General features: G+C 45.4%; 6 protein-coding genes, 9 tRNA genes and 4 rRNA genes. All 19 read right to left on the bottom strand.

Annotated elements, in window-relative coordinates:
• Window positions 1-84 precede the first annotated feature (84 nt).
• The 19 genes from disA to rrf (MHI41_RS00505) all read right to left on the bottom strand — a co-directional run bounded on the left by disA (window position 85) and on the right by rrf (MHI41_RS00505) (window position 14,073).
• The gene (gene disA, locus MHI41_RS00595) at window positions 85-1,164 is read right to left on the bottom strand and encodes a DNA integrity scanning diadenylate cyclase DisA (RefSeq protein WP_007496267.1); all 1,080 of its coding nucleotides are present in this window, start codon (window positions 1,162-1,164) and stop codon (window positions 85-87) included.
• A 2-nt stretch (window positions 1,165-1,166) separates the two neighbouring features.
• Window positions 1,167-2,546: a DNA repair protein RadA gene (gene radA / locus MHI41_RS00590; RefSeq protein ID WP_017359160.1), complete on the bottom strand. Its 1,380-nt coding sequence runs from the start codon at window positions 2,544-2,546 to the stop codon at window positions 1,167-1,169.
• 93 nt (window positions 2,547-2,639) lie between these two features.
• The gene (gene clpC, locus MHI41_RS00585) at window positions 2,640-5,075 is read right to left on the bottom strand and encodes an ATP-dependent protease ATP-binding subunit ClpC (RefSeq protein ID WP_007496263.1); all 2,436 of its coding nucleotides are present in this window, start codon (window positions 5,073-5,075) and stop codon (window positions 2,640-2,642) included.
• A complete protein-coding gene (locus tag MHI41_RS00580) occupies window positions 5,072-6,163 on the bottom strand; it encodes a protein arginine kinase (RefSeq protein ID WP_017366451.1) in 1,092 nt (363 codons plus the stop codon). Before MHI41_RS00580 ends, clpC begins: the two co-directional genes overlap by 4 nt.
• A gap of 4 nt (window positions 6,164-6,167) precedes the next feature.
• The gene (locus tag MHI41_RS00575; RefSeq protein ID WP_007496258.1) at window positions 6,168-6,725 is read right to left on the bottom strand and encodes a UvrB/UvrC motif-containing protein; all 558 of its coding nucleotides are present in this window, start codon (window positions 6,723-6,725) and stop codon (window positions 6,168-6,170) included.
• 14 nt (window positions 6,726-6,739) lie between these two features.
• Window positions 6,740-7,204 (bottom strand): CtsR family transcriptional regulator, encoded by a 465-nt coding sequence (locus tag MHI41_RS00570; RefSeq protein ID WP_003217184.1) that lies wholly within the window; start codon window positions 7,202-7,204, stop codon window positions 6,740-6,742.
• A gap of 177 nt (window positions 7,205-7,381) precedes the next feature.
• Window positions 7,382-7,497 (bottom strand): 5S ribosomal RNA (gene rrf / locus MHI41_RS00565).
• Between the two features lie 61 nt (window positions 7,498-7,558).
• A 23S ribosomal RNA gene (locus MHI41_RS00560) occupies window positions 7,559-10,489 on the bottom strand.
• 182 nt (window positions 10,490-10,671) lie between these two features.
• Window positions 10,672-12,220, bottom strand: a 16S ribosomal RNA gene (locus MHI41_RS00555).
• Between the two features lie 125 nt (window positions 12,221-12,345).
• Window positions 12,346-12,421: transfer RNA gene (locus MHI41_RS00550), tRNA-Ala, on the bottom strand.
• A gap of 8 nt (window positions 12,422-12,429) precedes the next feature.
• Window positions 12,430-12,506: transfer RNA gene (locus MHI41_RS00545), tRNA-Pro, on the bottom strand.
• Window positions 12,507-12,513: 7 nt separating this feature from the next.
• Window positions 12,514-12,590: transfer RNA gene (locus MHI41_RS00540), tRNA-Arg, on the bottom strand.
• A gap of 11 nt (window positions 12,591-12,601) precedes the next feature.
• A tRNA-Leu gene (locus MHI41_RS00535) sits at window positions 12,602-12,687 on the bottom strand.
• A 12-nt stretch (window positions 12,688-12,699) separates the two neighbouring features.
• A tRNA-Gly gene (locus tag MHI41_RS00530) sits at window positions 12,700-12,771 on the bottom strand.
• Between the two features lie 30 nt (window positions 12,772-12,801).
• Window positions 12,802-12,884, bottom strand: a tRNA-Leu gene (locus tag MHI41_RS00525).
• A gap of 7 nt (window positions 12,885-12,891) precedes the next feature.
• Window positions 12,892-12,967, bottom strand: a tRNA-Lys gene (locus tag MHI41_RS00520).
• 37 nt (window positions 12,968-13,004) lie between these two features.
• Window positions 13,005-13,080 (bottom strand) — tRNA-Thr (locus tag MHI41_RS00515).
• Between the two features lie 33 nt (window positions 13,081-13,113).
• Window positions 13,114-13,189: transfer RNA gene (locus tag MHI41_RS00510), tRNA-Val, on the bottom strand.
• 768 nt (window positions 13,190-13,957) lie between these two features.
• Window positions 13,958-14,073 (bottom strand): 5S ribosomal RNA (gene rrf, locus MHI41_RS00505).
• Together the 16S, 23S and 5S rRNA genes with 9 tRNA genes alongside form the textbook arrangement of a ribosomal RNA operon.
• Between the last annotated feature and the right edge of the window lie 24 nt (window positions 14,074-14,097).

The following is a 14,097-nucleotide window of genomic DNA, read 5'->3' as shown; positions in this document are numbered from 1 at the left end:
TATCATCATGAACAGAAAACAAAACCATCATTAATATACCCATATTCATCCATTTTTAACCGTATTTAAGAAAAATTTCTCTTTTTATAGCTGACGGTCGATATAATGTTTTTCTTGCAGTCTTTTTAATCCTTTTTTTATCTTTTTCGCTCTTACTTCTCCAATTCCTTCTACTTCATCCAAATCTTGTACATCTGCTTCCATAATTCGATCTAGCACACCAAATGCTTCGACCACGTTTTCAACGATCGGCATAGGCAATCTAGGAATTTTATGAAGTAATCTGTATCCTCTTGTGTACACATATTCGTCAATATTTGTAGATGCTGGATAGCCGAGTAACTTGTACAAAATTGAGTCATCTAAAAGTTCAAAGCTCGACATATCTTGGAGCTGTTTCAGCAGCACATATGGATCTTTGATCTTTTCTTTCACGTAATCTTTAATAAATAAAGCCGCTTCCTGCTCCATATCTGTAATCAGCTCATTGACTTGCAGACGGATCAAGTGTCCTTCTGTCCCAAGCTCTTTGATATACATATTGATTTCATTTTTGATTCTAAGTACCATTTCATAACGATGCAGCACGGATAATACATCACCAAAGGTCACAAGTTCTTCAAATTCTAAGGCGCTTAACGCAGAAATGGCATGATCTAAAATGGTTTTATATTTCTCCAGTGTTTGTATCGCTTGGTTGGCCTTCGTCAAAATAAAACCAATATCTTTCAGCGTATATCGTCGATTCCCTTGGTATAAGGTAATGACATTCCGACGCTCAGAAATGGCAATGATTAAGCAGCCTGTCTGCTTTGCTACACGTTCAGCTGTTCGGTGTCTCATGCCTGTTTCTGATGAATGAATGGTTGCATCTGGCATGAGCTGTGTATTCGCATACAAGATTTTTTGACCAGAGTCACTTAAAATAATCGCTCCATCCATCTTCGCCAATTCATATAAATGTGCTGGGGAGAAAGCAGAATTAATATGAAATCCTCCATCTACCACACTTTTCACTTTATCGTTATAACCAACAACAATGAGCCCTCCAGTATTGGCTCTTAGGACGTTTTCAATCCCTGCCCGCAGGGGTGTCCCCGGTGCCACAAACTGGACAATATCTAAGAGATCGACTTCTCTCGCTCCTTTTTTCTCTTTTTCCATTTCTATGATCCCCCTAGTGAAATACGAAGTGCCTCTGCTACATTTTCTACACCTACTAATTCAATCCCTCTCGGTTTTTTCCATCCATCTATATTCGCCTGAGGAATAAACATTCGTTTAAATCCTAGTTTAGCAGCTTCCTGCACACGTTGTTCAATTCTTGATACTCTTCTGACTTCTCCCGTCAGACCCACTTCTCCTATAAAGCAATCTGCTTGATGCGGCGCTGCATCTTTAAAGCTTGATGCAATACTGACGGCAATAGCCAAATCAATCGCTGGTTCGTCAAGTTTCACACCACCTGCGACCTTTAAATAGGCATCTTGGTTTTGCAGCAGCAGCCCTACCCGTTTTTCTAAAACGGCCATAAGCAATGACACTCGGTTATGATCAAGGCCAGTAGCCATTCTCCGTGGATTCCCAAAGCTTGTCGGTGAAATAAGTGCTTGTATCTCCACTAGAACAGGTCTTGTTCCTTCCATTGAGGCAACAACACACGATCCAGATACACCTGCTGACCGCTCTTCTAAGAAGATTTCTGATGGGTTTAATACCTCTGTGAGCCCTTCCTCTCTCATTTCAAAAATCCCTAATTCATTCGTTGAACCAAAACGGTTTTTCACTGCCCGTAAAATACGAAACGTATGATGGCGCTCCCCTTCAAAATAAAGAACTGTATCCACCATATGCTCTAAAAGGCGCGGCCCAGCAATCGAGCCTTCCTTCGTCACATGACCAACAATAAAAATAGGAATACCATTCGTCTTGGCAATTTTCATCAGCTGTGCAGTGCATTCCCTCACCTGAGAAACAGATCCAGGAGCTGACGTGATATCGCTTTGATAAACAGTTTGAATTGAATCCACCACCACAAAAGCGGGTTTCATCTCTTGTATAGCAGACGTTATATACTCCATATCGGTTTCAGCCAAAACATGTAAAGAGGCACTTTCAATACCTAGACGGTCCGCCCTAAGCTTCGTTTGTTTGATTGATTCCTCACCAGATATGTATAACACATTCTGATTTTGATCTGATAGCTGTGCTGAAACTTGTAATAATAGTGTGGACTTCCCAATCCCAGGATCACCGCCAATAAGAACGAGTGAACCTTTGACAATTCCACTTCCTAATACTCGGTTAAATTCTTCTAAATTCGTTTTAATTCGGGGTTCTTCGGATGTTTCAATTGCAGATATAGGTGAAGGTTTTTGAATGGTTTGAACAGAATGATTAAACGCACTTCGACGATTTGCCGGCTCTTTACGAACGACCTCTTCTGTCATACTGTTCCAAGTGCCGCAGCCGGGACATTTCCCCATCCATTTGGCTGACTCATAACCGCACGATTGGCATATAAATTTTGATTTTGACTTAGCCATAGATTGAAGAATACAACTCCTTATACTGGTCAGAAAATAAGTAAAGGGAGGCATCCAACTTACTGGTATGCCTCACACTTTTTTCTTACTATATTAGTTCGTAGCAGCCGTTGCTTTTACGACAATTTCTCCATCTTCTACATCTAATACGATATGTTGGCCCTTCTCAATATTGCCTTTCAGCAATTCCTCAGAAAGTCGATCCTCGACGTGCTTTTGAATCGCTCTTCTTAGCGGACGAGCACCATACTCAAGATCTACGCCTTCGTCGGCAATCTTGGCTTTTGCTGCTTCCGTCAATTCAATTGAAAGGTCCTGCTCTTTTAGTCGTTTTGTCAATTGATCAGACATGAGAGACACAATCTCTTTTAGATGTTTCTTTTCGAGTGAGTGGAAGACAATGATTTCATCAATACGGTTGATGAACTCCGGTCTAAACGCACGTTTCAACTCACCCATTACTTTGCCTTTCATATCTTTGTAATTTTGACTTTCATCCTGCACGTTAAAGCCAACATATTTATTGCGCTTCAGCTCACTAGCTCCAACGTTTGAAGTCATAATCAAGATCGTATTTCTAAAGTCAACGGTACGACCTTTAGAATCAGTGAGACGACCATCTTCTAACACTTGAAGTAAGATGTTAAACACATCAGGGTGCGCCTTTTCAATCTCATCTAGAAGCACGACAGAATACGGCTTTCTTCTCACTTTTTCAGTCAGCTGACCGCCCTCATCATAACCCACATAGCCTGGAGGTGATCCAACAAGTCTTGAAGTCGAGTGTTTTTCCATGTACTCGGACATATCAATACGAATCATCGCTTCTTCATCACCGAAGATAGACTCAGCGAGTGCTCTTGCAAGCTCAGTCTTACCAACACCTGTTGGCCCTAAGAAAATAAAGGAGCCAATCGGACGTTTCGGATCTTTTAGTCCAGCACGGGCACGTCTTACAGCTTTTGCAACAGCAACAACTGCTTCATCCTGTCCAATGACGCGAGAGTGGAGCAATTGTTCCATGTTCAGGAGCTTATCTGTTTCTGTTTGAGCAATTTTCGAAACAGGTACACCCGTCCAGCTAGAAACAACCATTGCGATATCATCAACAGATACCTCTGAATTCTCTTGTCCCTGCTTTTCTTTCCAAGATTTCTTCGTCACTTCTACCTTTTCGCGCAAACGTTGCTCCGTATCACGAAGAGAAGCGGCTTTTTCAAATTCTTGACTTTGAACAGCTGCATCCTTTTCCTTGCGTACTTCATCCAGCTTTTGCTCAAGTTCCTTTAGATTAGGCGGTGTTGTGAATGAACGTAAGCGAACTTTTGAACCTGCCTCATCAATTAAGTCGATCGCCTTATCTGGAAGGAAACGATCGGAGATATAACGATCAGAAAGCTTTACCGCCGCCTCAATGGCTTCATCTGTAATAGATACACGGTGATGTGCTTCATAACGGTCTCTAAGCCCTCTTAAAATTTGAATACTTTCATCAACAGACGGCTGATCCACTTGAATTGGCTGGAATCGGCGTTCAAGCGCAGCATCTTTTTCAATATATTTACGGTATTCATCTAACGTTGTTGCCCCGATACATTGAAGCTCACCACGTGCTAAAGATGGTTTTAGAATATTAGAGGCATCAATCGCACCCTCTGCTCCTCCTGCACCAATCAGTGTATGAAGCTCATCAATGAAGAGAATGATATTTCCAGCCTGACGGATTTCGTCCATGACTTTTTTCAAACGATCCTCGAATTCACCACGATATTTCGTTCCCGCTACAACGGTTCCCATATCAAGTGTCATGACTCGTTTATCACGCAGAATTTCAGGCACTTCGTTGTGAATAATTTGCTGTGCGAGGCCTTCTGCGATCGCTGTTTTACCAACACCAGGCTCTCCAATCAGCACAGGGTTATTCTTTGTTCTTCTACTTAATACCTCAATGACACGCTGGATTTCTTTGCTACGGCCAATCACAGGGTCCAAGCTGTCCTCTTTCGCAATAGCCGTTAAGTCTCTTGCCAGGCTATCTAAAGTTGGTGTATTGGCATTGCTATTAGATCCTGCCGCAGATGCACCCGTTTCATTGCTGCCTAGAAGCTGCAATACTTGCTGGCGTGCTTTATTTAAGCTTACTCCGAGGTTATTTAAGACACGGGCAGCTACACCCTCTCCCTCACGAATAAGACCTAAAAGAATATGTTCTGTTCCTACATAGGAATGACCCAGCTTTCTCGCTTCATCCATAGAAAGCTCCGTAACCTTCTTCGCTCTAGGTGTGTAATGAGGAATAGCTTGAGACACCTCTTGCCCTCTTCCAATCAAGCTCTCGACTTCTTTTTGGATTTTATCTGAAACAAGGCCCAGTGCTTCTAATGCTTTTGCGGCGATACCCTCACCTTCACGTACAAGACCAAGTAAAATATGCTCTGTTCCGATGTTCTTATGGCCTAGGCGAATGGCTTCTTCTTGTGCAAGTGCTAATACCTTTTGAGCTCTTTCAGTGAATCTTCCAAACATCATATCGTTTCATCCTCCTGTCCATTCCTATGCATTTCTAAGCGCAGCCTTTCTCTGATAATTGCTGCTCGTTTTATATCTCTTTCATTTGGTTCCAAGGCTCCTCCTGAATATTGCTGAAGGAAGCCAGGCTGTGTCAAAATCATGAGTTCATTCAGTATATTACTTGAAAGCCCCTTAATGATACCTAAATCAATTCCAAGTCGCACATCTGACAAACACTTAGCCGTTTCCTTAGATTCAATCATGCGGCAATTAGCCAAAATCCCCAAGGAACGGTACACTCTGTCTTCAAGTTCAATTTTAGACGTCTGATATAATGCCTTACGTGCAGATCGCTCTTGTTCAATGAGCTGCGCCGTCACACTATTCAAGTCATCTACAATATCTTCTTCTGATTGACCCAGTGTCATTTGATTTGAAATTTGAAAGATGTTTCCTATTGCTTCGCTACCCTCACCATAAATTCCTCTGACCACAAGACCTAATTGATTAATTGCAGGAATAATGCGATTCATTTGTCTTGTCAGGGCTAATGCTGGTAAGTGCATCATGACTGAAGCCCTAATACCTGTACCTACATTGGTCGGACAGCTCGTTAAGTATCCTCGCTTTTCAGAAAACGCATAATCCACTTGCTCTTCAATCCAGTCATCTATTTGGTTAGCTGCTTTTAGTGCATTGGCCAGCTGAAATCCTGGGAACAAGCATTGAATACGAATATGGTCTTCCTCATTCAGCATGACACTGATTTCTTCATTTTCTGAAAGCAAACAGCCGCCAAATCTTGATTCTGCTAAATTGGGGCTAATCAAATGCTTTTCAACAAGTACCCTTTTAGCCAAAGGCTGCGTTTCATTCATTCGAATCAGAACAAAGTTTCCAATGTCCTTCACTTCCTGGCTCACAAACTTTTGCTCGAATTGCTGAAGAACAGCTTCAGCCTCCTCTTGAGAAAACTGAGTTGGGAAACGAACATGCTCTAGGTTGCGTGCCAGCCGAATACGACTGCTTAGAACAATGTCACTTTCTGGTCCTTTCTGTTTCATCCATTGACTTAATGCGTCTTGAATAAAATGCTGGAGCGACATGTCGTTAATCTCCCTCCCTCTGCTGAGATTGCTCATGCTCTAATGCACGAATTTGATCTCGAACTTCCGCTGCTTTTTCAAACTCTTCCTGTTCAATCAGCTGCTTTAGTTCTTGCTGCATTAACTCAAGTTTCCGGCGAACATGCAGACTGCCGGCAATCCGTTTAGGGACTTTTCCATTATGGACTGTATTTCCACTATGGACTTTCCTTAAAACAGGATTTAAATACTGATCAAAGGTTCGATAACATTCTGCACAGCCAAAACGGCCTGTTTTCCTGAATTGCTGAAAAGTTAAGCCACACTTAGGACATTGATCCACTTCTCTTGCCTCTTGAAAAATAGATGATCCTTTATTCGCACTTGTGGTAAAGCTAGGATCAATATTCAATAAGCCTGATAATAAGTTGTGAATCGAGAAACCTTGGTTTCCACTCATAGCATATGAATCACTGTTTTCTTTTGCACATTGTTCACATATGTGCATTTCTTGTTTTTCTCCATTTATTACTTTCGTAAAGTGAAAAGTGGCTGGTCTCTCATTGCATTCTTGACAAATCAATCTTTTCACCCGCTTTACTTTAATTTCAAAGCATTTAACATCGCTTTCATCATCCGAGCCCGCAGTTCATCTCGTTCAGGTAAATCAATGTGTAAAACAGAACGGTCCATGACACTAATCATCATCTTTGCTTCTCTTTCAGATAAAATGTTGTTCTCAACAAGACGCATGATGATATGATCAGATGCAGCCTGTGATAAACGATGATATATTTGGGAAATAATGTTGTTCAATAAATCGACTTCATCATTCATTTTGACTTTAATGATACGGATATAGCCACCGCCGCCACGCTTACTTTCGACGATATAACCTCTTTCGCTCGTAAAGCGTGTATTGATAACATAGTTAATTTGTGAAGGTACGCATTGAAACTTATCTGCAATTTCATTGCGTTTAATTTCTAATATTTCTCGACCATTCTGATCCAAGACTTCCTTCAAATACTGTTCGATGATATCAGAAATATTTTGTGCCACTCCGCCTCCTCCTCCATTGACTTTGACTATATTTGACTTTAATCTTACTATAAATTTTTTCGATCGATTTTTCAAGATAATCGCTCAACTAACAATATTATTTCCACATTTATCTGGTGCCAAACGTCCCAAAAACACAAAAAAGACCAGTTCCGACTGGAACTGATCCTTTGAAAAGCTTGGCGGCGTCCTACTCTCACAGGGGGAAACCCCCAACTACCATCGGCGCTGAAGAGCTTAACTTCCGTGTTCGGTATGGGAACGGGTGTGACCTCTTCGCTATCGCCACCAAACCTGATGGAGAGAATGTTCTCTCAAAACTAGATAACAATGTTCATTTTTCACATTAGAATATAGGTTAAGTCCTCGATCTATTAGTATCTGTCAGCTCCACGTGTCACCACGCTTCCACCTCAGACCTATCAACCTGATCATCTTTCAGGGATCTTACTTCCTTGCGGAATGGGAAATCTCATCTTGAGGGGGGCTTCATGCTTAGATGCTTTCAGCACTTATCCCGTCCGCACATAGCTACCCAGCGATGCCCTTGGCAGAACAACTGGTACACCAGCGGTGCGTCCATCCCGGTCCTCTCGTACTAAGGACAGCTCCTCTCAAATTTCCTGCGCCCGCGACGGATAGGGACCGAACTGTCTCACGACGTTCTGAACCCAGCTCGCGTACCGCTTTAATGGGCGAACAGCCCAACCCTTGGGACCGACTACAGCCCCAGGATGCGATGAGCCGACATCGAGGTGCCAAACCTCCCCGTCGATGTGGACTCTTGGGGGAGATAAGCCTGTTATCCCCGGGGTAGCTTTTATCCGTTGAGCGATGGCCCTTCCATGCGGAACCACCGGATCACTAAGCCCGACTTTCGTCCCTGCTCGACTTGTAGGTCTCGCAGTCAAGCTCCCTTGTGCCTTTACACTCTGCGAATGATTTCCAACCATTCTGAGGGAACCTTTGGGCGCCTCCGTTACATTTTAGGAGGCGACCGCCCCAGTCAAACTGCCCACCTGACACTGTCTCCCTGCCCGATAAGGGCAGCGGGTTAGAAGGTCAATACAGCCAGGGTAGTATCCCACCGATGCCTCCACCGAAGCTAGCGCTCCGGTTTCCAAGGCTCCTACCTATCCTGTACAAGCTGTACCAACATTCAATATCAGGCTGCAGTAAAGCTCCACGGGGTCTTTCCGTCCTGTCGCGGGTAACCTGCATCTTCACAGGTACTATAATTTCACCGAGTCTCTCGTTGAGACAGTGCCCAGATCGTTGCGCCTTTCGTGCGGGTCGGAACTTACCCGACAAGGAATTTCGCTACCTTAGGACCGTTATAGTTACGGCCGCCGTTTACTGGGGCTTCAATTCGCACCTTCGCTTACGCTAAGCGCTCCTCTTAACCTTCCAGCACCGGGCAGGCGTCAGCCCCTATACTTCGCCTTACGGCTTCGCAGAGACCTGTGTTTTTGCTAAACAGTCGCCTGGGCCTATTCACTGCGGCTTCTCGGGGCTTTAACACCCTAAGAAGCACCCCTTCTCCCGAAGTTACGGGGTCATTTTGCCGAGTTCCTTAACGAGAGTTCTCTCGATCACCTTAGGATTCTCTCCTCGCCTACCTGTGTCGGTTTGCGGTACGGGCACCTCTCACCTCGCTAGAGGCTTTTCTTGGCAGTGTGGAATCAGGAACTTCGCTACTAAATTTCGCTCGCCATCACAGCTCAGCCTTCACGGGAAACGGATTTTCCTATTTCCCAGCCTAACTGCTTGGACGCGGATATCCAATACCGCGCTTACCCTATCCTCCTGCGTCCCCCCATTGCTCAAATGGTGAGGAGGTGGTACAGGAATATCAACCTGTTGTCCATCGCCTACGCCTTTCGGCCTCGGCTTAGGTCCCGACTAACCCTGAGCGGACGAGCCTTCCTCAGGAAACCTTAGGCATTCGGTGGACGGGATTCTCACCCGTCTTTCGCTACTCATACCGGCATTCTCACTTCTAAGCGCTCCACCAGTCCTTCCGGTCTGACTTCACTGCACTTAGAACGCTCTCCTACCACTGTTCGTAAGAACAGTCCGCAGCTTCGGTGATACGTTTAGCCCCGGTACATTTTCGGCGCAGAGTCACTCGACCAGTGAGCTATTACGCACTCTTTAAATGGTGGCTGCTTCTAAGCCAACATCCTGGTTGTCTAAGCAACTCCACATCCTTTTCCACTTAACGTATACTTTGGGACCTTAGCTGGCGGTCTGGGCTGTTTCCCTTTCGACTACGGATCTTATCACTCGCAGTCTGACTCCCAAGGATAAGTCATCGGCATTCGGAGTTTGACTGAATTCGGTAACCCGGTAGGGGCCCCTAGTCCAATCAGTGCTCTACCTCCGAGACTCTTACCTTGAGGCTAGCCCTAAAGCTATTTCGGAGAGAACCAGCTATCTCCAGGTTCGATTGGCATTTCACCCCTACCCACACCTCATCCCCGCACTTTTCAACGTGCGTGGGTTCGGGCCTCCATTCAGTGTTACCTGAACTTCACCCTGGACATGGGTAGATCACCTGGTTTCGGGTCTACGACCACGTACTCATGCGCCCTATTCAGACTCGCTTTCGCTGCGGCTCCGCATCTTCTGCTTAACCTTGCACGGGATCGTAACTCGCCGGTTCATTCTACAAAAGGCACGCCATCACCCGTTAACGGGCTCTGACTACTTGTAGGCACACGGTTTCAGGATCTATTTCACTCCCCTTCCGGGGTGCTTTTCACCTTTCCCTCACGGTACTGGTTCACTATCGGTCACTAGGGAGTATTTAGCCTTGGGAGATGGTCCTCCCGGATTCCGACGGAATTTCACGTGTTCCGCCGTACTCAGGATCCACTCTGGAGAGAACAACATTTCAGTTACAGGGCTGTTACCTTCTTTGGCGGGCCTTTCCAGACCTCTTCGCTTATATCGTTCCTTTGTAACTCCGTATAGAGTGTCCTACAACCCCAAGAGGCAAGCCTCTTGGTTTGGGCTGTTCCCGTTTCGCTCGCCGCTACTCAGGGAATCGCATTTGCTTTCTCTTCCTCCGGGTACTTAGATGTTTCAGTTCCCCGGGTATGCCTTCTCATACTCTATGTATTCAAGTATGGATACTACTCCATTACGAGCAGTGGGTTTCCCCATTCGGAAATCTCCGGATCAAAGCTTGCTTACAGCTCCCCGAAGCATATCGGTGTTCGTCCCGTCCTTCATCGGCTCCTAGTGCCAAGGCATCCACCGTGCGCCCTTTCTAACTTAACCATTTCTTACTTTAGAAAGAATCACTATGTGTGATGAACTTTGCATTGCATTCAATGTGAATGTATTACTTATTGTTATCTAGTTTTCAAAGAACAATCCTGTCTCGCTAGAGACATGTTTGAAGGAATGATCCTTCAAAACTAAACAAGACGAAAAACGTACGCTGCTCCATATATCCTTAGAAAGGAGGTGATCCAGCCGCACCTTCCGATACGGCTACCTTGTTACGACTTCACCCCAATCATCTGCCCCACCTTCGGCGGCTGGCTCCATAAAGGTTACCTCACCGACTTCGGGTGTTGCAAACTCTCGTGGTGTGACGGGCGGTGTGTACAAGGCCCGGGAACGTATTCACCGCGGCATGCTGATCCGCGATTACTAGCGATTCCAGCTTCACGCAGTCGAGTTGCAGACTGCGATCCGAACTGAGAACAGATTTGTGGGATTGGCTAAACCTTGCGGTCTCGCAGCCCTTTGTTCTGTCCATTGTAGCACGTGTGTAGCCCAGGTCATAAGGGGCATGATGATTTGACGTCATCCCCACCTTCCTCCGGTTTGTCACCGGCAGTCACCTTAGAGTGCCCAACTAAATGCTGGCAACTAAGATCAAGGGTTGCGCTCGTTGCGGGACTTAACCCAACATCTCACGACACGAGCTGACGACAACCATGCACCACCTGTCACTCTGTCCCCGAAGGGAAAGCCCTATCTCTAGGGTTGTCAGAGGATGTCAAGACCTGGTAAGGTTCTTCGCGTTGCTTCGAATTAAACCACATGCTCCACCGCTTGTGCGGGCCCCCGTCAATTCCTTTGAGTTTCAGTCTTGCGACCGTACTCCCCAGGCGGAGTGCTTAATGCGTTAGCTGCAGCACTAAGGGGCGGAAACCCCCTAACACTTAGCACTCATCGTTTACGGCGTGGACTACCAGGGTATCTAATCCTGTTCGCTCCCCACGCTTTCGCTCCTCAGCGTCAGTTACAGACCAGAGAGTCGCCTTCGCCACTGGTGTTCCTCCACATCTCTACGCATTTCACCGCTACACGTGGAATTCCACTCTCCTCTTCTGCACTCAAGTTTCCCAGTTTCCAATGACCCTCCCCGGTTGAGCCGGGGGCTTTCACATCAGACTTAAGAAACCGCCTGCGAGCCCTTTACGCCCAATAATTCCGGACAACGCTTGCCACCTACGTATTACCGCGGCTGCTGGCACGTAGTTAGCCGTGGCTTTCTGGTTAGGTACCGTCAAGGTGCAAGCAGTTACTCTTGCACTTGTTCTTCCCTAACAACAGAGCTTTACGATCCGAAAACCTTCATCACTCACGCGGCGTTGCTCCGTCAGACTTTCGTCCATTGCGGAAGATTCCCTACTGCTGCCTCCCGTAGGAGTCTGGGCCGTGTCTCAGTCCCAGTGTGGCCGATCACCCTCTCAGGTCGGCTACGCATCGTCGCCTTGGTGAGCCGTTACCTCACCAACTAGCTAATGCGCCGCGGGTCCATCTGTAAGTGACAGCCGAAACCGTCTTTCATCCTTGAACCATGCGGTTCAAGGAACTATCCGGTATTAGCTCCGGTTTCCCGGAGTTATCCCAGTCTTACAGGCAGGTTACCCACGTGTTACTCACCCGTCCGCCGCTAACATCCGGGAGCAAGCTCCCTTCTGTCCGCTCGACTTGCATGTATTAGGCACGCCGCCAGCGTTCGTCCTGAGCCAGGATCAAACTCTCCGAAAAAGTACAAAACCGAAGTTTTGTTTTTCGCCAGTTTGACTGACTACCTATGAAGTATCATAGGATTTTTTTATAAAAACTCGAATTAACAGGTACGTTTTGTCTTGTTTAGTTTTCAAAGATCATATTGGTGGAGCCTAGCGGGATCGAACCGCTGACCTCCTGCGTGCAAGGCAGGCGCTCTCCCAGCTGAGCTAAGGCCCCATAAAAGATGGTCGGGAAGACAGGATTCGAACCTGCGACCCCTTGGTCCCAAACCAAGTGCTCTACCAAGCTGAGCTACTTCCCGATCTTAATGGCGCGCCCGAGAGGAGTCGAACCCCTAACCTTTTGATCCGTAGTCAAACGCTCTATCCAATTGAGCTACGGGCGCTTATTTTATAATGCCGAGGGCCGGACTTGAACCGGCACGGTAGTCACCTACCGCAGGATTTTAAGTCCTGTGTGTCTGCCAATTCCACCACCCCGGCGTGGATGGTATAAGCGGAAGACGGGATTCGAACCCGCGACCCCCACCTTGGCAAGGTGGTGTTCTACCACTGAACTACTTCCGCATTACAGGATTTCTTTATGTTGTTTGGCAATGCGGGTGAAGGGACTTGAACCCCCACGTCATAAAGACACTAGATCCTAAGTCTAGCGCGTCTGCCAATTCCGCCACACCCGCATGAAAATGGTGAGCCATGAAGGACTCGAACCTTCGACCCTCTGATTAAAAGTCAGATGCTCTACCAACTGAGCTAATGGCTCGCTTTTAAAGCGACTTGTCTATCTTACCATATGAAAGTGGTGCCGGCAAGAGGACTTGAACCCCCAACCTACTGATTACAAGTCAGTTGCTCTACCAGTTGAGCTACACCGGCTTTATCTATCCTAACATTATGTAAGAATAAATATGGTGGAGGATGACGGGCTCGAACCGCCGACCCTCTGCTTGTAAGGCAGATGCTCTCCCAGCTGAGCTAATCCTCCATATTGTGTCGTTTCGAATGTCTCTCGATCTGACAAATAGTATTATATAACGATAAGATATTGTTTGTAAAGACTTTTTTAAAATAATTTTTGAATTTATTTTAAATCTGTTTTTTCAAACCTTTTCGTTAAGGCACCTAAAGAAGTTTACCACTTGTTTCTTCATTTTAAAAGTCTTTTTTTCATTTTTTTATGTTTTTTTGTTAAAAAAGGCATTAATAGCGCTTTTTCAATGTAAAAACAGCTCTTTTAAAGCTGAAAAATGTTTGTTTTATTCCTTATATCCTCAGATAACGTGCATTTAGAAACGAATTTTTTTATTATTTTATTTTTCCGAGAAACCATTTTTGTATAATTGCTTTATATTAAATTGATCATGGTCATTTTTCAAAAATTCGTCTCAATGTTCCTTTGCTTCATCAAACATTGTAGTGCTTAACTCAAATCTTCATCTTCTCTCTCATTAGCAATCCAAGATGCCCTTTGCTCTCTTATGTAGGTTTCAATGATCTAGCAGCAAGCGCAGTTCGCTACATATGGTTGCCAGAGGAGAAGATCCTTTTTAGATATGTTGACTCTTAGCAAGATGAGCGAGCGACGAGATTGGATGATAAGAATATTATAGAATGTCTAGAATTCCAGTGAAGGGGATGAAATGAATGAGTTATTGAGAATGTAGTGAAAGACCACTATTTTCATTATAAATAGATATATCATTTATTGAAACACAAAAAAGACCAGTTCCGACTGGAACTGATCCTTTGAAAAGCTTGGCGGCGTCCTACTCTCACAGGGGGAAACCCCCAACTACCATCGGCGCTGAAGAGCTTAACTTCCGTGTTCGGTATGGGAACGGGTGTGACCTCTTCGCTATCGCCACCAAACCTGATGGAGAGAATGTTCTCTCA

Origin of the sequence: Bacillus sp. FSL M7-0307 (genome assembly GCF_038627835.1) — a bacterium.
Lineage (GTDB): Bacteria > Bacillota > Bacilli > Bacillales > Bacillaceae > Bacillus > Bacillus altitudinis.
This window is presented reverse-complemented; position numbering and strand designations above follow the sequence as displayed.

Excerpts from the sequence above, each read along its gene's own strand:
- disA (WP_007496267.1), bottom strand. The coding sequence starts at position 1,164 with ATGGAAAAAGAGAAAAAAGGAGCGAGAGAAGTCGATCTCTTAGATATT.
- radA (WP_017359160.1), bottom strand. The coding sequence starts at position 2,546 with ATGGCTAAGTCAAAATCAAAATTTATATGCCAATCGTGCGGTTATGAG.
- clpC (WP_007496263.1), bottom strand. The coding sequence starts at position 5,075 with ATGATGTTTGGAAGATTCACTGAAAGAGCTCAAAAGGTATTAGCACTT.
- MHI41_RS00580 (WP_017366451.1), bottom strand. The coding sequence starts at position 6,163 with ATGTCGCTCCAGCATTTTATTCAAGACGCATTAAGTCAATGGATGAAA.